Consider the following 17948-nt stretch of genomic DNA (forward strand, 5'->3'; position numbering starts at 1 on the left):
GACGTGCACATCCAGGACGCGATCGACCGGGTCGGGTTCGGGCCGTTCCAGCGCCGCCTCTTCCTCGTCTGCGGGGTCACCTGGGCGGCGGACGCGGCCGAGATCCTGTTACTCTCGTTCGCCCTGCCCGGCATCACGCGCGAGTTCGGTCTGACCTCCGGCCAGGCCGGCGCCGTGGTCACCTCCACCTTCGCCGGCATGCTGGTCGGCGCCTGGTTCTGGGGGATCATGGCCGACCGGGTCGGACGGCGGGTCGGCTTCCAGCTCACCATCGCGATCTTCGCGGTGTTCGGGGTGGCGTCGGCGTTCGCGACCGACCCGGTGTGGCTGGCGGTGCTGCGGGCCCTGACCGGCTTCGGCCTCGGCGGGGCGTTGCCGCTGGACTTCGCCCTGTTCACCGAGTATCTGCCGACCAAGGACCGGGGCCGCTGGCTGGTGCTGCTGGAGAGCTGGTGGGCGGTGGGCACGGTGACCGCGGCCGGTCTCGCGCTGCTGATCATGCCGACGCTGGGCTGGCGCTGGCTGCTGGGCAGTTCCGCGGCGGCCGCGCTGCTCGTGCTCTGGGCCCGGTCACGGGTGCCCGAGTCGGCCCGCTACCTGCTCAGCCGGGGTGACGCCGACGGCGCCCGGGACCTGGTGAACCAGGTGGCCCGGGCCAACGGCGCGCCACCGGTCGAACAGCGGCTCACCCTGCCGTCCGGGCGGGGCCGCACCACACCGGCGGCCCTGCTGCGCGGGGCGCTGGGCCGCACCACGCTGCTGCTGTGGGTGGTGTGGCTGTTCATCGGCTTCGGCTACTACGGGATCTTCTCCTGGCTGCCGCAGATCTTCGCCACCGGATACGGCTTCCTGCGCAGCTACCAGTACGTCTTCTTCCTGGCCCTGGCGCAGCTCCCCGGCTACCTGTCGGCGGCCTGGCTGGTCGAACGGGCCGGCCGCAAGCCGGTGCTGGCCGGTTACCTGGCGGCTGCGGCGGCCGCCACGTTCACCTGGGCGATCGCCGACTCGACGACGCTCGTCTTCGTCGCGGCGGGACTGATGAACTTCTTCACGCTGGGCGCGTGGGCGGCGCTCTACGCGTACACCCCGGAACGCTATCCGACCCAGCTGCGCGCCTCCGGGCTCGGCGCGGCCAGCGGCTTCGCCCGCATCGGCGCGGTGGCCGCCCCACTGGCCGGCGGCGCCCTGATCGCCCTGTCCCTGCCCGTGGCGCTCGCCGCGTTCGCGGCGGCGTTCCTGCTGGCCGCGCTCGCGGTGGCGGGCTATGCGGCGGAGACCCGCGGCACCCGCCTGGACGACACCGTCGCCGAGCACGACACCACCCCGGCCGGATCGGCGGGCTCGTTCTGACCCGGTGTCCCGCCCGGTCGCGCCAGCCATGTCGTTCGCCGGGTGCCGCCTTCCGCGCCTGCGCGGCGGCTGGTCGGCGTGGGCCGCCGCTCAGGCGTGTTGCGCAGGTGGCGAAGCATGTCTGGGTGGCGGCTGATGAGAGTGAGCCGCCGTCCAGACACGCTTCAACACCCGCGAAGCATGTCTGGGTGGCGGCTGGTGAGAGTGAGCCGCCGTCCAGACACGCTTCAACACCCGCGAAGCATGTCTGGGTGGCGGCTGGTGAGGGCGAGCCGCCGTCCAGACACGTCTCACGTCTGGTGGAGGTGGAGCAGGATGATGGAGGCATGGCGACCCCGGAACCCGTCACCGTCCTGCAGCGCTGGGCCGACAGCGGAGGCACCTGGCAGGTGCTGGCCCGCGGCCCGGCCACGGTGACCGTCGCGCTGCTGACCTGCACCGGCGAGGAGGCCGACCGGGTCAGCTGGCCGACCGACCCAGTGCTGGACGCCTACCTGTCCGAGGCGGGCTGACCGACTCGCAGGGCTTCCACGCGGGCGCTGGCCGTCGGCTGGCCGCCCTCGATCTCGAAGCCGCCGAAGGCGATCAGCGTGCCGCCGGGAAGAAGCTCGGCGGAGAAGGAAGCGCGGCCGACCGCGAGGAGCGGGCGCAGCGTACGCCAGCGGTCCGCCCGCGGATCATAGAGTTCGGTGGTGCGCAGCGGACCGTCCGCGCTCGCCCCGCCGACCACGAAAAGCCGCCGGTTGCCGGCCGCGACCGCCGGGTTGCCCCGGGCGGAACGCAGCGGCGCCACGGACTGCCAGGTGTCGGTCGCCGGGTCGTACCGTTCGACGGCGGACTGGAAGACCATCGCGTCGTCGGCGCCGCCGATCGCGTACAGGTCGCCGTCGAGCACGGCGACCTTGAGCAGGCCGCGGCGGGTCGGCATGGGCCGCAGCCGGCGCCACCGGTCGTCGGACACGTCGTAGACGGCGACCGCCGCGGTGGCCACGTCGTCGGCGTCGAACCCGCCGACCACGTAGATGCGGTCGCCGATCGCGGCCGCACCGGCGCCGCCGCGGGCGCCGGGCAGCGGCCGCCCGGTACGCCAGCTCCCCGACCCGGTGTCGAGAATCTCGACCATGTCCACGGTCTTGCCGCGGACGAAGCCGCCGAGCACGTAGATGTCCCGGCGTACGGCCGCCGCCGACGGGTTGCCGCGCGCGGTCGGCATCGGTGTGATGAGCCGCCACCGGCCGCTCTCCCGGTCGAGCCGCTCGACCGAGTCGTGTTCGGCGCCGAACGCCGTGGTGAAGCCGCCGATCGCGTACGTGGCGCCAGCGGTGGCCGCGATCAGGCCGCCGCGGGCGATGGTCAAGGCGGGCCGGCTCTGCCAGGGGCCGTCAAGGATGTCTGGTTGCATGCCTTGAACGCTGCGTCCGCTGGGCGACAGGAACCATACGACGTTCGTCGTACGGTGAGCCGTGGGCATCGATCTCGACGCGACCGCGGTGCGCCGGCTGCTGGCCACCGGCGGCCCGCCCCTGACCATCACCGAGGTGCTCGCCGTCGTCGCCGCGACCACCTCGTGCGACGTGGTGTCGTGGTCCCGGCTCGACATCGCCGGGCGGCGGGTGCTCGACGGCGCGACCCTGCCCGCCGACGTCGCCGAGACGGACTCCGCGCTCGACGCGGTGTTCTGGGAGCACTACCACGAGCATCCGCTCTGCCACGGCGCCGGGGAGCACGTGCCGGTCTGCGCGATCACGGATGTGCTGGACGGGCCGGCCTGGCGGCGTACCGGGCTCTATGCGGAGTACTTCCGGCCCAGCGGTCTGGAGCACGAGATCGGCGTCAAGCTCAGCCATCCGCCCGGGCAGACCAACGTGCTGCTGCTCGACCGTGGGCCGGGGCCGGCCTTCGACGAGCACGACCGGCTGGTGCTGACGCTGCTGCGGCCGCACCTGGACGCCGCGGTCCGGCGCATCATCGAGCCCGGCCCGGACCTGACCCGGCGGGAACGCGAGATCCTCGCGCTGGTCCGGCGCGGGCTGACCAACCGCGCGATCGGTCACCGGCTCGGGGTGTCCGCGCACACCGTACGCAAGCATCTGGAGAACGCCTTCGCGAGGTTGGGCGTGCACAGCCGTACCGAAGCGGTGGTCGCTCTGGAAACGGAACACGTCCGGCACTGATGTGCCGGGCGTGACCAGAAGGGAAACTCAGCCCCAGAGGGCGGTGCTCCAGTCGTCGGTGGAGGCGTAGCGCGCGCCCGTCCAGGCGTCGGCCGACCAGGCCCGGCCGGACCAGGCGCGGCCGGACCAGCTCGGGTCGGCCCAGGTGCGGTTGCCGCCCCACGGGATGACCGGCCAGACCGCGGAACCCCAGGTCTTCGATGCGAACGAGGTGCCGTTCCAGCTGTCGCCGGCGATCGTGGTGCCCATCCAGGTGCCGCCGATCCAGGACCGCTCGGCCGCCGCCATGGCCGCCCAGTTGGCGCTGTGGAACGGGCCGAAGACGGTGTACTCGCCGGTCAGCTCCACGTTGTTGCTGACCACCCGGCTCTCGCCGCGGGCGTCGTCGAGTTCGCCGCTGCCGGTGGACCAGGCGAACCTCTGCGTGCTGTCGGAGGCCGGGGCCAGGCCCAGGGCGGTGTTCACGTTGATCTGCTTGAGCTTCTGCGTGCCGGCCTTGCCGGTGGTCAGCACGGTGCCCCGCTTGAGCAGGTTCTTCACCTGGTCGGGGGTGAGCGACGGGCGGGCCTCCAGCAGCAGGGCGACGGCCGCCGAGGTCACCGCGGTGGCCTGCGAGGTGCCGCTGCCGCGGAACAGCGTGGTGCCGCTGCGCGCGGCCGGATACGCGTCGTCGATGCTGGAACCCGGGTCCCGCAGCGACAGGACCGACTCGCCCGGCGCGAGCACGTCGATCGCCTTGCCGCTGGTTCCGCTGTTGGTGAAGGCCGCCAGGTCGTCGTCGGCGGTGGAGACGGTGCCCTTGGTTGCGGTGGCGCCGACCGAGATGACGAACGGGTCGGTGGCCGGGTTGGTCATCTTGGCCTCGGCGTTGCCCTCGTTGCCGGCCGCGGCGACCACGACGATGCCGGCCTTCCAGGCGCGTTCCACGGCGTACTGCAGCGGGTCGGTGGCGGCGGACGGGTTGCCGCCGCTGCCGTACGACAGGTTCAGCACCCGGATCGGGTTGTCCGGGTCGTCGTTGCGGTGCTCCACCACCCAGTCGATGGCGGCGATCACCTGGGAGACGTCGACGGCGCCGTTGGCCGTACCCAGCTTGAGCGAGGTGAGCTGCGCGCCGGGGGCGACGCCCTTGGTGCCGCTGGCGGTGTCGTTGCCGACGATGATGCCGGCCATGTGGGTGCCGTGCCCGTTCGTGTCCAGGTAGCGCAGGTTGGCCGCCTGCGACTCGAAGGACAGGTCGGGCCCGTTGACGATCTGCGAGGCGGGCAGCCCGGCGACCGGGGCGACACCGGTGTCCAGCAGCGCGACGCCGACACCCGCGCCGGTCAGCTTCGCCGCCGCGCCGGTGTCCGCGCCGATGATCGTGCGGACGTCCTTGAGCGTGGTGCCCGTACCGGTGGTGGTCGAGGTGGTCAGCCACTGTCCGGACCAGGCACGGCCCATCGGCTCGGCGATCCCGGGCCGGATGGCGTACGCGCTGCCGCCGATCAGAGCGAGGGGCAGGGCCGCCGCCACGGCGGTCCGCACAACTTTCCTGGTACGCCTCATGTGCGTCCTCCGTAGCGTGCCGGTTGCGTTACGGTGGCGAGACATCGGCGTGGTCGCACCCGACCTGAGAACTTTCTTTCTACAGTCCCGGGAAATCGTGCCGATACGGCTGCGGTGACCCTGGAAGTAGCCGCCGAACTCGATGACCTCGAGAACCACGAGGGTCATGACGTGGCGGCCCTACTCGCCCGGGCCACCGCCGTTCTGGACGCGGCGGAGCGGCTCGGCGACGTCGTGCTGGGCCACCGGGCCCGGCTCGTGCAGGCCGACATGCGGCGCCGCGAGGGCGACGTCGACCACGCGGCCCGGGTCTTCATCAGCACCCACCAGTGGGCACGGCGGCACGACTGCCGGCCACTGCTGGCCCGCAGTCATTTCCACCTGGCGCTCACCTTCCACTACCTGGGCGACCACGCGGCCAGCCTGGAGCACGCGCTCAACGCGGTGGAACTGCTGGGCGACGACGAGTCGCCCGGGCTGCGGATCATCCACCTGATCCGGCTGGCCAACTCGCTCGCCGAGAACGGGTCGACCGACGAGGCCCGGGAACGCTACCGGCAGGCGGAACGGATCGCCGTCGAGATCGGGGACCTGACCCGGCAGCTGCTGGTTCTGAACAATCTGGCGTACACCGAACTGGAAGCCGGCAATGCCGCCACCGCGCTGGCCGCCGTCGACCGGATGTACGGCGCGGCTGCGGCCATCGGCCGTGACCTGCTGATCGTCGAGCGCGACACGGTCGCCAACATCCACATCAGCGCCGGACGGTACGCCGAGGCCGAGGCGATCCTGCGCGACCTGGACGACGCGCCGAACTGGTACGAGACGCACGACGCCGCCGACGCCGCCCTCACGTTGACGGTTGCGCAGCGGCACCTGGGCGCCTACGACCGGGCGCAGGACAGCCTCGACCGCTGTCGCCGGCTGTGCGCCGAGCACCAGCTGACCGGCGTCGCGGTCCGCCTGCTGGCCGAGCAGGCCGAACTGTACGCGGCGACCGGCGACTACCAGGCCGCGTTCGAGGAGTACAAGAGCTTCCACGCGGAGAGCGAGCAGCTGCGCTCGTCGCAGCTGGAGGCGCGGGCCCGGGCCCGGCAGGCGATCTTCGAGACCGCGGAGGCCCGCCGGGACGCCGAACGCTACCGCGAGCAGGCCCGCCGCGACCCGCTCACCGGCCTCTACAACCGCCGCTACGTCGACGAGCGGCTGCCGGACACGCTGAGCAGGGCGGCCGCCGACGGCGTTCCGGTGACCGTGTCGCTGCTCGACCTGGACCACTTCAAACGGATCAACGACACGCTGTCGCACGACACCGGCGACCGGGTGCTGATGGCCGTCGCCGAGCTGGTCGCGGGCTTCACCGGCGACGGCTTCCTGGCCCGGATGGGCGGCGAGGAGTTCCTGCTGGTCCTGCCGGGGGTGGGCGCGGGGGAGGCGCCGCATCTGCTGGACACCGTGCGGCGCCGGGTCGCCGCCTACGGCTGGGCGCCGATCACCGGGGAGCTGCCGGTCACGGTCAGCATCGGGTCGGTGAGCACCGAGGGGTACGCCGGAGCGAGCCAGGCGGATCTGCTGGCCGAGGCGGACCGTTGCCTGTACGCCGCCAAGCACGCCGGCCGTGACCGGGTAGTCACCTCCCCGGGGTGAGGCGGCCGGCTCCCGTATCGATCACCATGGTTCCGACCCAGTGGGGAGCGGGAGGAAGATCATGGCATTCGACACGTTCATCGCCTACGTCGGCGTGTACCCCAGCGTGGACGCGGCGGAGGCGGACTACCAGCTCGTCAAGGACCTGCACCGCGAGGCGAACCTGATCGACGCGTACGACGCGGCGGTGGTCGAGCGGAAGGCGGACGGCAAGACCAAGATCGTCAAGAAGCACGAGACACCGACCCGGGTCGGCGGGGTGCTGGGCGGCGGCTTCGGCCTCGCCACCGGCCTCGTCGTGGCGCTGTTCCCGTTCGCGGCCATCGGCGGCGGCCTGCTCGCGGCCACCACCGGCGGCGGGGCGCTGCTCGGCGCGCTGGCCGGCCACGCCGCGGCCGGGATGAGCCGGCACGATTTGAAGGAACTCGGCGAATACCTCGACGAGGGCCAGGCCGGCCTGGTCGTGGTCGCCGTCTCGGACATGGGCGCCAAGGTGGAACGCGCCATGGCGAAGGCCGAGAAGCTCAAGTCCAAGGAGCTCAAGGCCGACCCGGCGGACATCGAGCAGGACGTCAAAGCAGCCGGGGACAGCAAGTGATCGAGGAGCTCGGTGGGCTGCCGGACGGCGTACTGGGCTTCCGGTTCGCCGGGCCGGTGACCCGGGAGGAGTATCTCGGCGTCTTTCGGCCGCCGTTGCAGGCCGCGCTCGAAGGCGGCCAGGGGATCCGGCTGGTCCTGGTCATCGACCAGGACTTCGGCTGGTTCCAGCCGGGCGCGTTCTGGGAGGACCTGAAGTTCGGTCTCGGGCCGGGCACCGAGCACCACAAGGCGTGGGAGCGGATGGCGATCGTCTCCGACGCCGACTGGGTCCGGCACGCGCTCGGCCTGTTCGGCTTCCTGGTGCCCGGTGCGGCGCGGGTGTTCCCCGGTACCGGCCTGGACGAGGCGAAGGCCTGGCTGGCCGCCTGATTCATCCATTCCGGACGATGTCGGGCGCTGAGCGCGCCGGAAAGGTGTCGACCATGGCAGCCACCACGCGCCGGGGCGGAGCGGCCCCGCTACTCGGACTCCTGGTGATCATCGCGGGCGCGATCTTCTTCGTGGCCGGCGTGGCCACCTACAGCGTGGTCAGCTCGACACTGGCCGACCAGAAGATCACCGTGTCGGACGACGCCGACTGGTTCGCCGGTCAGCACGTCACCCAGCCATGGCAGGCGTACTCCGAGGCCATGGTGATCGGCAAGCACGCCAGCGAGATGGCCGGCGGCAAGACGTACGCGGAGCTGCCACGCGACGACCCCAACCGGGAGTCCGTGATGACGGCGTCGTTCCTGCAGGCCTCGCTGTTCACCTCGGTGGTCGCCTTCGGCGTCGCGCTGCTGGCCGCCGGCCTCGGCATCGTCCTGGTGCTGATCGGCGTCGCGCTGCGCCGCCTGGCCGGTCAGCCCGCCGGGTAGGGCTGGGCCGCCAGCAGCTTGGCGAGGTGTGCCGCGTTCACAGCCAGGGTCTTGGTCGCCTTGCCGGTGGTGTCGGGCTTCGGCCCGGCCTGGTCGTAGTTCACGGTCTGCATCGCCTCGCCCACCCAGTAGGTGCCGCCCGCCGCCGGGATGGTGAACCCGACGTCGTTCAGCGCCTGGATCACCTCGGCCGTGACGTGGTGCGCGCCGTCCTCGTTGCCGACCACCGCCACCACGGCCACCTTGCCGTAGGTCAGCAGCCGCCCCTGCTCGTCGGTCTCGGACAATTCGGCGTCCAGCCGCTCCAGGACCATCTTGCAGACGCTGGACGGCTGGCCCATCCAGATCGGCGTCGCGATCACCAGGATGTCGGAGGCCAGCAGCTTCTCCCGGATCGCCGGCCACTCGTCGCCGTCACCCTCGTCGGTGGACACCCCGAACCGCACGTCGTGGTCGACGATCCGGATCAGCTCACCGTCGACGTCGTGGTCGGACAGCGCGGCCAGCACCTCCCGGCCGAGCAGTTCCGAACTGGACGGGGCCGGCGACTTCTTCAGCGAACATCCGAGGACCAGAGCTTTCAGGGTGGCAGTCATACCTCGACGCATGCCCCGCCCCTGATGATCGAAACGCCAGGTCGAAGCGCAACCGCCGGCCGGCCGTTGAAAAGGCGACAGGTTACGTTCATCACACCGGGGAAGCCTGTGGGGATGGACCTGACCGATCTGGCCCGATCGCTGCTCGGCCCGATCCCGGCACACCGGACGATGGGTCTGGAAGTGCTGCGGGCCGCGGACACCGTCGGCGTGGTCGCGGTGCAGGTCCGGCCGAAGCTGACCAACGTCATCGGCTCCCTGCACTCCAGCGGCCTGATCACGTTGATCGACGCGGCCGGGCTCGCGGCCATCATCTCCGCCGCACCCAGCGCGGCGGCCTTCGAGGGCATCGTGCCGCTGGGCGGTGCCGCGTCGCTGCGGTTCCGTGCGCCCGCACGCGGCCGCCTGATCGCCACCTGCGCCCTGGACGACGAGGCTCGTCAGGAGCTCGCCGAGATCTTCGCCGGGGCCACCCGGGTCCGGTTCACCACCACGACCACGATCACCGGCGAGAACGGAGCGGTGGTCTGCGAGGGCAGCTTCCACTGGAGTGTGAGCTGCACCGTTCCGGCTGCGAAGCCGTTCCAGGAAAACCGCTTCCCCGTGGCCGAGGGTTCGGGCAGCCTGGCCCGGTGACTGATGATCCCGCGCCACGCGTACGCATCGTGCATCTGACCCTGCCTGTCTTTCGAGCTCTCGCCGAAGGTGACCTCGCGGCGGCCAACGCCGCCGGCCCGGTGCCGGCTTCCGCCTATCTCGCCGGCCCGGAGTGCCGCCCGGTGTGGGCGATGCGGGTCCGGCAGTGCGAGACCGATCCGGCGAGCGCCGGCTGGGTGACCGGCATCATCTGGGACGAGGAGCGCACCCTCGCGGTGGGCCGGGCCGGCTTCCACGAGCCGCCGGACGGATCTGGCATGGTGGAGATCGGGTACGCGGTGGATCCGGCACACCGTCGGCGCGGTTACGCGCGGGCCGCGCTGGAAGCGCTGTTGCAGCGCGCCGCCGCCGATCCGCACATTCATCGGGTACGCGTGAGCATCAGCCCCGGCAACGAGCCGTCCTACCGGCTGGCCTCCCAGTACGGGTTCGTCAAGGTCGGCGAACAATGGGATGAGGAGGACGGTCTGGAGTACTGCTACGAGCGACCGGCTGTCCTTGATCCGGCTGCATCGTGACCCGGGTCGATGAAGCATCGAGCGGATGGGGGACAAGCCGCTGTCGGTCGCGGTCATCGGTGGTGGGATCGGTGGGCTGACCGCCGCGTTTTGCCTGCTGCGGGCCGGGTTCGACGTCCACGTCTACGAACAGGCCGGCCGGCTCTCCGAGGTCGGCGCCGGCATCCAGGTCAGCCCGAACGCGTCGCGCCTGCTGCACCGGCTCGGCCTGGCCGACGCGCTAGCGGCCACCGGTGTAAAGCCACTGGCGTGGCATCAGCGCCGCTGGGACGACGGCCGCACGCTGCTGCGGGCGCCGCTCGCCGAGGCCTTGGAGGCGACGTACGGGTTTCCGCACTACCAGATGCACCGGGCCGACCTGCTCGCCGCCCTGGCCGCGGAACTGCCCGCGTCCCGGGTGCACACCGGGCACCGGTTGACCGGGTTCACTGCTCGCGCCGACGCAATCTCCGTCACCTTCGCGAACGGGCGGTCGGCCGACGTCGGCGTGCTGGTGGGTGCGGACGGCATCCATTCCGCGGTGCGCCAGGGGCTGTTCGGTGCTGACCGGGCACGGTTCACCGGCTGTGTGGCGTACCGGGGTGTGGTGCCGGCGGATCGGCTGCGGCATCTGGAGCTGGAGGTCACTGCGCAGATCTGGCTCGGGCCGGGGCAGCACTTCGTGCACTACTTCATCAGCGGGAAGCGGCTCGTCAACTTCGTGGCGGTGATCGAGCAGGACCGGTGGACGCGGGAGTCGTGGACCGACCGGGGATCGATCGCGGACGCGCTGGGCGCGTACCAGGGCTGGCATCCGCAGGTCCGGGAGATCATCGGGGCGGCCGATGAGACGTACGTGTGGGCGCTCTTCGACCGTCCGCCGCTGCCCCGGTGGTCGGCTGGGCGGGTCACCCTGCTCGGCGACGCGGCGCACGCCATGCTGCCGTTCATGGCGCAGGGTGCGGCGCAGGCCATCGAGGACGGGGCGACGCTCGCGGAGTGCCTGCGGCAGGACCGGGCCGTGGAGGCGGCGCTCCGGCGTTATGAAGGGGAGCGCTTGGCCCGTACGTCGCGGTTGCAGGAGATGTCGGCAGGCAACAAGACCCGGTTCCACCTGCCGGACGGGCCCGCGCAGCGGGACCGGGACCGGCAGCTGGCCGCCGGCGGGCAGGCCTGGTCCTTCAACGGGCTCGGCTGGGTGTACGAGCACGACGCGGCGTTGCTGAATCGGGACCGTGACGATCAACAGATGTCGATAGGATCAGCGGCGAACGGTCGGCCGACATAGGAGTTCCGATGCGACGACGCCCTGTTCTCGCGGTTCTCGCCGCGCTGCTCCTCGCTGTCACCGCCTGCGGCGGATCGGATGACGAACCCGAGGCCACCGCCTCGGGCCAGCTCGACAAGGTCAACGTCGGTGTCATCGCCATCGTCGACGTCGCCCCGATCTATCTCGGTCAGGCCAAGGGGATCTTCCGCGACAAAGGCATCGACCTGACACTGACCACCGCCCAGGGCGGCGCGGCCATCGTGCCGGGCGTGCTCAGCGGCCAGTTCCAGTTCGGCTTCAGCAACACCGTCTCGCTGCTGATCGCCCAGACCCAGAAGGTGCCGATCAAAGTCGTCGCCAACGGCAACAACTCGACCGGCGAGGACGGCAAGGACTTCGGCGCGCTGTATGTGAAGGCGGACAGCCCGATCAAGTCGCCGAAGGATCTCGCCGGCAAGACGGTCGCGGCCAACACGCTGAAGAACATCGTCGAGACCAGCGTCAAGGCGTCGGTGAAGAAGGACGGTGGCGACGCCGCAGCGGTGAAATTCACCGAGCTGGCCTTCCCCGACCAGGTGCCCGCGCTGGAAGCCGGGCGGGTCGACGCGATCTTCGTGGTCGAGCCGTTCCAGCAGTCGGCCATCGCGGCGGGGGCCCGGCGGATCGCGTCGAGCTACGTCGACACCGCGCCGAACCTCACCGTCGCGATGTATTTCACCTCGCAGAAACTGATCGCGGAGAACCAGGACCTGGTCACCCGGTTCACCGAGGCGATCAAGGAGTCGCTGGCGTACGCGGACGGGCATCAGGACGAGGTCCGGGAGGTGCTCGGGTCGTACACGAAGATCCCACCGGAGACCCGGGACGCGCTGATCCTGCCCCGCTGGCCCGCCGAGATCAACCGGGCGTCGGTGGACACCCTGGCCCAGCTCGTCGTGACCGACGGCCTCGTCAAGGAGCAGCCGGACGTGGCAGCGCTGTTGCCCTGACCAGGTAACCGGGCAGTTTCAAGGCCTCGCCGTCGACCTGCGCGGTGATCTCCACGTCGTCGAGGTGGGTGACGGTCCAGTGCTCCTCGAAAAACCGCCTCAGGTGGTTCTCGGTGAGGGTCCAGCCCGGGCCGGCCTTCGCCGAGACCGCGAGCAGGAAGAGCTCGGCCTCCGGCGCAGCCAGACCGGGCAGCTGCGCGAGGTAGTCGTCGGCGCCGCCGTAGCGGTGCAGGTTGTGCAGCAGGCCGGAGTCGAAGATCGCGTTGAACGGCGCCTGCGGCAGCCGCAGCCGGGTGGCGTCCTGAACCACGAAGTCGATATCGAGGCCGGCGGCCGTCGCGCCCGCCTTCCCCCTGGCGGCAGCGGCCTTTCCCGCCTCGGCCTTCTCCGCCTCGCCCTTTCCTGGTTCGGCCTTACCCACCTTGGGCTTCCCCGCCTCGGCCTTTCCCGCCTTGGCCCTTGCCTGGTCGATGGCGACCTCGGAGATGTCGACCGCTGTGACCTGGTGGCCGCGCCTGGCCAGCGCGATGGCGAGTTCGCCGGTGCCGCAGCCCAGGTCGAGCACCTTCGGGCCGGTCACCTCGCCGAGCACCGGGACCAGGGCCGGCTGGACAGCGTCGATCTCCCAGGGCAGACCGTCTCCACCGCCGCGATACAACTCGTCGTAGTCGGGTGTGGTCATCGTCGTAGCGTAGGCGCGTTGGCACCGGGCGTGGGGGACTGCTTTGCGCGGCCTGCTTTGTGCGCGGCCGGCTTTCTTGCGTGGCCGGCTTGTGCGCGGGCCGGGCGGGGCCGTTGCTTGGGGCGTGAGACCCCGCCCGGTTGTATCCATGGTCCCGCTCGCGGCTCTCGAATCCCTCTCGATCCGCTGTCGGCGGGTCTCCCTTCCCCACAGCTCGCAAATGCTTACGATTCACCCGGAATCACCTAATGGCCTCGGTTCCCGTACCCCATGCTTCGCGCAGGGGAACACCTCGCCCGTGTCGGCGAGGTGCAACGGCAACCGGATTCAAGGGTTTGGGATCCGGTGGATTCGCGTGAGAGCCCGAGGCCTTCAGTCCGGGAGGAACCATGCACGACTTTCCGACGACCGCATCGCGAGAGAGGCCGACTTCCACGTGAAGTCCGGCGAGTAGCGGCCCAGAAACGTGTGGGAGCCCTATCCGTGGATCGGGGCTCTCCTGGCCTTCTTGGGATTCGTGTCGGTACTGACCTTGATCCTCAAGGTAAACCCCAGCCACCGACCCGTCGATTTCAAGATCCGCCTGACGACCGTTCTGCCCGCGAACATCAAGATTGACGTGCAAATCGCGTACCGCGCACCGGGCGCACCCGCGAAGCGGCAACTGCCGCCCTCACCGCCGGAATCAGACTCCGCGGAGGGCGGTGATACCGGCTGATCTGCTCCCGGGCGGCATGGCGACAATCGCCATGCTGCCCGCCGCCCGCTGCCCGCTGCCCGCTGCCCGCTGCGCGCCGCCGGCCGCCCGCTGCGCGCCGCCGGCTGCCTGCCTGCTTCCTGCCGCCGGTGCCTGCCCGCTGCCTGCCGCTGCCCGCCGCCGGCCACCCGCTGCCCGCCGCCGGCTGCCTGCTCGCTTCCTGCCGCCGATGCCTGCCGCTGGCCGCCCGTCCGGTGCCCGCTGCCGGCCGCCCCTTGCCTGCCGCCCGCCGCCTGCCCGGACATGGCTGCCGAGACGGAACGGTAGGGCGACGCTCCGATGTGGGCGAAATCCGCGATATGTGCGGCAGCGGGCGTTACCCTGCGCGGGTATGGGGGCGGAACGGATACACGTGCAGGATCTCGTCGGCCTGACCTGGCTGCGGGCTTGGCGCTCCGGGACGGTCACGGTCCGGTTCGGATCGACCTCGGACGGCCGCTGGATCGCCTGGCATTCCGCGCGCGGCAAGGCCTATGCCTACTGGGACGAACGCGCCGCCTGCGAACTCGGCGACCGCTGGCTGGCCCGTGGCGCCTGGTCCGAACTGGCCGACACCGGCGGAAGCCGCCTCTAGAGACGGCCGCACCTGGGCACGGTAGACCCAGGAGACCTAGGCGCGATCCCGGGTTTCGTCCTGAGCTTCGGTCTCGGGCTCGACACGGTTCGCCCGGGTGGCGTTGATCCCGGCGTTGCTGCTGCCGTGGGCGGGCACGTCACCACCCGGCGGCTCGTCGGTGACGAACGTTCCGGTTTCCTCGAGGCCGTCGACGTGCTGGTCCGTGCTGCTGCCGGACACGCCGTCCCGGTTGTCGGACATGAATCCACCTCCGCCTGTCGTCCTGGTTGCTACTACCCAGCGCAGGCCAGGAGATGCGCAGCCGCGGAGGGCCGAGACGCGCCGCGACGGGGTCGGCTCGCCGGCATCCGGAGCCGGGAAACGCTGCGACCAGGGATAGGGAGCGCCCGCAGAGGGCGGAGTTTGCGCGGGCGGGCAAGGGATGCGTGCGGAGGATGCGCGCCCAGGGTGGGATCGAAAGGCTGCGCGCCGGAGGGCGGTCAGGCGGTCTGGCGGAGGACCAGCGTGGGCTCGTAGATGACTGAGGCGATGCGGGCCGCAGGGTCGTCCAGCCTGGTCAGCAGGAGGCGTGCGGCCTCGGCGGCCATGTCTTCCAAAGGGTGGCGGACCGTGGTGAGGGCTGGGCGGGCGGCCACCGCCGCGCTGCTGTCGTCGAAGCCGATTACGGCTACGTCGTCCGGGACGTGGCGGCCGGCGTCGCGCAGGGTGAGTAGGGCGCCGAGCGCCATCAGGTCGTTTGCTGCGAAGACTCCGTCGAGATTCGGCTGGGCCGCCAGCAGGGCGCGCATCGCTGCGGCGCCGCTGTCCTGGGTGAAGTTTCCTACCTCCTGGGGCACCCAGGCGTGGCCGTGGCGGGCCAGGGCGCGGCGGAAGCCGGAGTCGCGGTCGACGCTGGCCGGCACATCCGCCGGGCCGGAGATCATGGCGATCTGGCGGCAGCCGCGGGCGACGAGGCGTTCGGCTGCCAGCGCGGCGCCGGTCTCGTTGGCCAGGTCGACGTAGCTGATCGGGACCGGGGAGGCCGGACGGCCGATCAGCACGGCGGGAATGCGGGCGTCGGCCAGCATGCCGGGCAGCGGGTCGTGGGCCGGCAGGGAAAGCACCACAGCGCCGTCGGCCTGGCCGTTGCGCAGGTCGCCGACGAGCTGTTTGTGGCCGGCGGCGCCGACCATGCGCAGCGCCAGCTGGACGCCGAGCGGGCGCAGCACGCTCATCAGGCCGCCGACGACGCGACCGAAATACGGATCCGAGAAGAAGCGGCTCATGAACGGGTCGTCGTCGTGCGTCTCGGAGTCGGAGACGACCAGCGCGACGGTGCCGGTGCGCCGGGTGACCAGGGAACGGGCCAGGAGATTAGGCACATACCCCGTCTGGTCGACCGCGTTCCACACCTGCTCGTGGAGCTGCGGGTCGACGTTGCGGATCCCGTTGATGACGCGGGAGACCGTCGACCGGGAGACGCCTGCCACGCGCGCCACGTCCTCGAGCGTGGGCAGCCGCTCACTCTGCATGCCCGAATTTATAGCACGGAGAGCGCTTGCCGGAACGGCCCGGCCGGGCACGTTCCGGAACCCCAGAACATTGACGTACGTGATGAAGCGGCCCAACACTGGAAAGCGCTCTCCAAGCGATCCGTCCTGCATCCCCGTTGGAGATCCCATGCGAAAACGAATCCTGGCGCCGGTGTGCGCCGTCCTGCTGGCCGGCGCCCTGGCGCTCGTCGGCAACCAGTCCGCGCAGGCGGCGGACACCCTGCTCTCCCAGGGCCGGCCCGCCCTCGCCAGCTCCCTGGAGAACGGCGAGTCACCCGCTATCGCCGCCTTCGACGGCCGCGCCGACACCCGCTGGGGCAGCCAGTGGGCCGATCCGCAATGGATCCGCGTCGACCTCGGCGCCACCGCCGCGATCACCCAGGTGAAGCTGGTGTGGGAGACGGCGTACGCGAAGGCTTTCCAGATCCAGACCTCGCCCGACGGCAACGCCTGGTCGACCATCTACAGCACGACCACCGCGACCGGCGGCACCCAGACCCTGACCGTCAGCGGCAACGGCCGGTACGTGCGGATGTACGGCACCCAGCGCGGCACCGGCTACGGCTACTCCCTGTACGAGTTCCAGGTCTTCGGCACCTCGTCAGCCACCCCGCAGCCCACCGGCGGGGCCGGCTACGTCAACGCGAATCCGCCGGTGACCGGCGTCGTCCCGTCCACGGCGATCCCGCCCGCGATGAACCCGCCGGTCACCCACCGCGAGTTCCAGGCGAACTGTTCGGTGAGCCGCTCGAACCTGAACGACGACCCGATCGTCTTCCCGAACCTGCCGGGCGCCTCGCACTCGCACACGTTCATGGGCAACCGCACCACGAACGCCAACTCCACGCTGCAGAGTCTGCAGGCCGGTGGCACGTCGTGCATCACGCCCGGTGACAAGACCGGCTACTGGATGCCGACGCTGCTCAACGGCAACACCGCCGTGCAACCGGACGGACCGCAGGTCATCTACTACAAGAGCGGCGTGATCGACTACCGCAGCGTCCGGCCGTTCCCGCCGGGTCTGCGATACGTGGTCGGCAGCCCGACCGCGACGCTCGACGAATTCCGGTACGCGCCGGGCGCGGTCGAGGGCTTCGAGTGCGGCAACAGCGCCTTCAACTGGGACATCCCGGCGAACTGTCCGGCCGGCACCCAGCTGAACGTCCGCTACCAGGCGCCGAGCTGCTGGAACGGGCTGCACCTGGACACGCCGGATCACAAGAGCCACATGTCGTACCCGGTCAACGGCGTCTGCCCGGCGTCGCACCCGGTCGCCGTGCCGATGATCGAGTTCAAGATGGCCTGGCCGGTCAGCGGGGACATGTCGCAGGTCCGGTTCTCCAGCGGGCGCGGGTACTCGTTCCACTACGACGTCTACAACGTCTGGGACCCGGCTGTGCTGGCGGCGCTGGTCCGGCACTGCATCAACGGCGGGCTGCAGTGCAACCCGCGGGGCTTCGACCTCTACAAGCCGGAGCGCGGCGCGGCCCTGAACGAGAACTACGAATTGCCCGCATAGGTACGCGAGTAGCCCGGCCGACGGTGGCCGGGCTACTCGATAACACTTATTAATCGAGCGATTGCAGAAACTTCTCGCGGCTCGTGGAAATGCGTTCCGCGAGCGCAACTGTGCGTGGTTCGCTCCCGGCCGTACGTTCGCTGCCGGCCAACTGGAGGCTCTGCTCCAGGTGCGCCCGGAGGCATTCGCGCAGAGTCTCGTCGAATCGCGGGCCACGCTGCCCGCCGGCCTCGGCGAGCTGGGAGGGTGTCACCAGGCCGGGCATCGGCATGCCCTTGTGCGGGTTCTCCGCGGGCAGCCCGGCCTCGGCGTGCAGCTGCCGCAACGTGCTCAGCTCATCGTCGATGACCGCCCTGACCTGCACAGCGAGCTGCTGAACCGCGGAATCGGCGCTGTTCGTGGCGGCCATTGAGAGCAGCGGCAGCAACTCCTCGTCCATCGCGATGTTGATCTCGATCCATGAGCGGTCGGTGCCGCCGAACGCGGCCGAGAGCGCGGAGGAGGCGGCGGGGCCGGGCGACGGCGCCGTGGGAGCAGGGGAAGCGCATCCGAACAGCGCGAAGGTGGCGGCGCATGCGAGAAGGATCCGGGGATTCGCATTCACGGCCGCAGTCTCCGGTTCCGGAACCACTGATGTCAATGCTGTCTATTGACGACCGGCAACATGGGCGAAACAATCGCCCTCGCTTGGAGAGC

The 17948-nt window shown here is 70.8% G+C and carries 21 protein-coding genes; 14 read left to right on the forward strand and 7 right to left on the reverse strand.

What is annotated here, in order from left to right; all coding sequences use genetic code 11:
* The first annotated feature begins 3 nt into the window (after positions 1-3).
* Positions 4-1350 carry an MFS transporter gene (locus OHA21_RS06605; protein ID WP_328471199.1) on the forward strand — a complete coding sequence of 449 codons (1347 nt, stop codon included), beginning with the start codon at positions 4-6 and terminating at the stop codon, positions 1348-1350.
* A 326-nt stretch (positions 1351-1676) separates the two neighbouring features.
* Complete coding sequence (locus tag OHA21_RS06610) at positions 1677-1862, forward strand: hypothetical protein (RefSeq protein ID WP_328471200.1); 186 nt, start codon at positions 1677-1679, stop codon at positions 1860-1862.
* Here OHA21_RS06610 and OHA21_RS06615 read toward each other — a convergent pair.
* Positions 1841-2752, reverse strand: coding sequence for a Kelch repeat-containing protein (locus OHA21_RS06615; RefSeq protein ID WP_328471202.1), 912 nt, complete (start codon positions 2750-2752; stop codon positions 1841-1843). The genes OHA21_RS06610 and OHA21_RS06615 overlap by 22 nt on opposite strands.
* A 61-nt stretch (positions 2753-2813) precedes the next feature.
* Here OHA21_RS06615 and OHA21_RS06620 point away from each other — a divergent pair, with 61 nt between their 5' ends.
* The gene (locus tag OHA21_RS06620; protein WP_328471204.1) at positions 2814-3524 is read left to right on the forward strand and encodes a response regulator transcription factor; all 711 of its coding nucleotides are present in this window, start codon (positions 2814-2816) and stop codon (positions 3522-3524) included.
* A 27-nt stretch (positions 3525-3551) separates the two neighbouring features.
* Here the strand turns inward: OHA21_RS06620 and OHA21_RS06625 are convergent, their stop codons facing one another.
* A complete protein-coding gene (locus tag OHA21_RS06625) occupies positions 3552-5072 on the reverse strand; it encodes a S8 family serine peptidase (RefSeq protein ID WP_328471206.1) in 1521 nt (506 codons plus the stop codon).
* Positions 5073-5186: 114 nt separating this feature from the next.
* Between OHA21_RS06625 and OHA21_RS06630 the strand changes: the two genes are divergently transcribed.
* The 4 genes from OHA21_RS06630 (at position 5187) to OHA21_RS06645 (ending at position 8176) form a co-directional block, all read left to right on the forward strand.
* On the forward strand, positions 5187-6719 hold the full coding sequence (locus OHA21_RS06630) for a GGDEF domain-containing protein (RefSeq protein WP_328471208.1): 1533 nt from the start codon (positions 5187-5189) through the stop codon (positions 6717-6719).
* A gap of 61 nt (positions 6720-6780) precedes the next feature.
* Positions 6781-7317 (forward strand): hypothetical protein, encoded by a 537-nt coding sequence (locus OHA21_RS06635; protein ID WP_328471210.1) that lies wholly within the window; start codon positions 6781-6783, stop codon positions 7315-7317.
* Positions 7314-7688 (forward strand): STAS/SEC14 domain-containing protein, encoded by a 375-nt coding sequence (locus OHA21_RS06640; RefSeq protein WP_328471212.1) that lies wholly within the window; start codon positions 7314-7316, stop codon positions 7686-7688. The genes OHA21_RS06635 and OHA21_RS06640 overlap by 4 nt, the downstream gene beginning before the upstream one ends.
* Before the next feature lie 53 nt (positions 7689-7741).
* On the forward strand, positions 7742-8176 hold the full coding sequence (locus OHA21_RS06645) for an aromatic ring-opening dioxygenase LigA (protein ID WP_328471214.1): 435 nt from the start codon (positions 7742-7744) through the stop codon (positions 8174-8176).
* Here OHA21_RS06645 and OHA21_RS06650 read toward each other — a convergent pair.
* Positions 8161-8772 carry a flavodoxin family protein gene (locus tag OHA21_RS06650; RefSeq protein ID WP_328471216.1) on the reverse strand — a complete coding sequence of 204 codons (612 nt, stop codon included), beginning with the start codon at positions 8770-8772 and terminating at the stop codon, positions 8161-8163. The genes OHA21_RS06645 and OHA21_RS06650 overlap by 16 nt on opposite strands.
* A 114-nt stretch (positions 8773-8886) precedes the next feature.
* Here OHA21_RS06650 and OHA21_RS06655 point away from each other — a divergent pair, with 114 nt between their 5' ends.
* From OHA21_RS06655 to OHA21_RS06670, 4 genes are read left to right on the forward strand one after another with little or no spacing between them, the layout of a single operon-like run.
* A complete protein-coding gene (locus OHA21_RS06655) occupies positions 8887-9408 on the forward strand; it encodes a PaaI family thioesterase (RefSeq protein WP_328471218.1) in 522 nt (173 codons plus the stop codon).
* The gene (locus tag OHA21_RS06660; RefSeq protein WP_328471220.1) at positions 9405-9947 is read left to right on the forward strand and encodes a GNAT family N-acetyltransferase; all 543 of its coding nucleotides are present in this window, start codon (positions 9405-9407) and stop codon (positions 9945-9947) included. The genes OHA21_RS06655 and OHA21_RS06660 overlap by 4 nt, the downstream gene beginning before the upstream one ends.
* A 25-nt stretch (positions 9948-9972) precedes the next feature.
* The gene (locus OHA21_RS06665) at positions 9973-11214 is read left to right on the forward strand and encodes an FAD-dependent monooxygenase (protein WP_328471222.1); all 1242 of its coding nucleotides are present in this window, start codon (positions 9973-9975) and stop codon (positions 11212-11214) included.
* 8 nt (positions 11215-11222) lie between these two features.
* Positions 11223-12185 (forward strand): ABC transporter substrate-binding protein, encoded by a 963-nt coding sequence (locus OHA21_RS06670; RefSeq protein ID WP_328471224.1) that lies wholly within the window; start codon positions 11223-11225, stop codon positions 12183-12185.
* Here OHA21_RS06670 and OHA21_RS06675 read toward each other — a convergent pair.
* Positions 12148-12867, reverse strand: a complete 720-nt coding sequence (locus OHA21_RS06675; RefSeq protein ID WP_328471226.1) for a class I SAM-dependent methyltransferase — start codon at positions 12865-12867, stop codon at positions 12148-12150. The genes OHA21_RS06670 and OHA21_RS06675 overlap by 38 nt on opposite strands.
* Before the next feature lie 517 nt (positions 12868-13384).
* Between OHA21_RS06675 and OHA21_RS06680 the strand changes: the two genes are divergently transcribed.
* Both OHA21_RS06680 and OHA21_RS06685 read left to right on the forward strand, forming a co-directional pair.
* The gene (locus tag OHA21_RS06680; RefSeq protein WP_328471228.1) at positions 13385-13585 is read left to right on the forward strand and encodes a hypothetical protein; all 201 of its coding nucleotides are present in this window, start codon (positions 13385-13387) and stop codon (positions 13583-13585) included.
* Between the two features lie 370 nt (positions 13586-13955).
* Positions 13956-14198 carry a hypothetical protein gene (locus tag OHA21_RS06685; RefSeq protein ID WP_328471230.1) on the forward strand — a complete coding sequence of 81 codons (243 nt, stop codon included), beginning with the start codon at positions 13956-13958 and terminating at the stop codon, positions 14196-14198.
* A gap of 36 nt (positions 14199-14234) precedes the next feature.
* Here OHA21_RS06685 and OHA21_RS06690 read toward each other — a convergent pair whose 3' ends face one another.
* The gene (locus OHA21_RS06690) at positions 14235-14441 is read right to left on the reverse strand and encodes a hypothetical protein (RefSeq protein ID WP_328471234.1); all 207 of its coding nucleotides are present in this window, start codon (positions 14439-14441) and stop codon (positions 14235-14237) included.
* Positions 14442-14680: 239 nt separating this feature from the next.
* Entirely contained in the window at positions 14681-15712 is a 1032-nt protein-coding gene (locus tag OHA21_RS06695) for a LacI family DNA-binding transcriptional regulator (RefSeq protein WP_328471236.1), read from the reverse strand.
* A gap of 148 nt (positions 15713-15860) precedes the next feature.
* Here OHA21_RS06695 and OHA21_RS06700 point away from each other — a divergent pair, with 148 nt between their 5' ends.
* The gene (locus OHA21_RS06700) at positions 15861-17252 is read left to right on the forward strand and encodes a DUF1996 domain-containing protein (protein ID WP_328471238.1); all 1392 of its coding nucleotides are present in this window, start codon (positions 15861-15863) and stop codon (positions 17250-17252) included.
* A 49-nt stretch (positions 17253-17301) separates the two neighbouring features.
* On the opposite strand, the gene OHA21_RS06705 is transcribed toward OHA21_RS06700, so the two are convergent.
* Positions 17302-17856: a DUF305 domain-containing protein gene (locus tag OHA21_RS06705; protein WP_328471240.1), complete on the reverse strand. Its 555-nt coding sequence runs from the start codon at positions 17854-17856 to the stop codon at positions 17302-17304.
* Between the last annotated feature and the right edge of the window lie 92 nt (positions 17857-17948).

This window comes from Actinoplanes sp. NBC_00393 (assembly GCF_036053395.1).
GTDB lineage: Bacteria > Actinomycetota > Actinomycetes > Mycobacteriales > Micromonosporaceae > Actinoplanes.

Coding starts and splice junctions, on each gene's coding strand:
- OHA21_RS06625 (WP_328471206.1), bottom strand. CDS start 5,072: ATGAGGCGTACCAGGAAAGTTGTGCGGACCGCCGTGGCGGCGGCCCTG.
- OHA21_RS06675 (WP_328471226.1), bottom strand. CDS start 12,867: ATGACCACACCCGACTACGACGAGTTGTATCGCGGCGGTGGAGACGGT.
- OHA21_RS06610 (WP_328471200.1), top strand. CDS start 1,677: ATGGCGACCCCGGAACCCGTCACCGTCCTGCAGCGCTGGGCCGACAGC.
- OHA21_RS06645 (WP_328471214.1), top strand. CDS start 7,742: ATGGCAGCCACCACGCGCCGGGGCGGAGCGGCCCCGCTACTCGGACTC.
- OHA21_RS06615 (WP_328471202.1), bottom strand. CDS start 2,752: ATGCAACCAGACATCCTTGACGGCCCCTGGCAGAGCCGGCCCGCCTTG.
- OHA21_RS06650 (WP_328471216.1), bottom strand. CDS start 8,772: ATGACTGCCACCCTGAAAGCTCTGGTCCTCGGATGTTCGCTGAAGAAG.
- OHA21_RS06695 (WP_328471236.1), bottom strand. CDS start 15,712: ATGCAGAGTGAGCGGCTGCCCACGCTCGAGGACGTGGCGCGCGTGGCA.
- OHA21_RS06690 (WP_328471234.1), bottom strand. CDS start 14,441: ATGTCCGACAACCGGGACGGCGTGTCCGGCAGCAGCACGGACCAGCAC.
- OHA21_RS06655 (WP_328471218.1), top strand. CDS start 8,887: ATGGACCTGACCGATCTGGCCCGATCGCTGCTCGGCCCGATCCCGGCA.
- OHA21_RS06665 (WP_328471222.1), top strand. CDS start 9,973: ATGGGGGACAAGCCGCTGTCGGTCGCGGTCATCGGTGGTGGGATCGGT.
- OHA21_RS06670 (WP_328471224.1), top strand. CDS start 11,223: ATGCGACGACGCCCTGTTCTCGCGGTTCTCGCCGCGCTGCTCCTCGCT.
- OHA21_RS06635 (WP_328471210.1), top strand. CDS start 6,781: ATGGCATTCGACACGTTCATCGCCTACGTCGGCGTGTACCCCAGCGTG.
- OHA21_RS06700 (WP_328471238.1), top strand. CDS start 15,861: ATGCGAAAACGAATCCTGGCGCCGGTGTGCGCCGTCCTGCTGGCCGGC.
- OHA21_RS06685 (WP_328471230.1), top strand. CDS start 13,956: ATGGGGGCGGAACGGATACACGTGCAGGATCTCGTCGGCCTGACCTGG.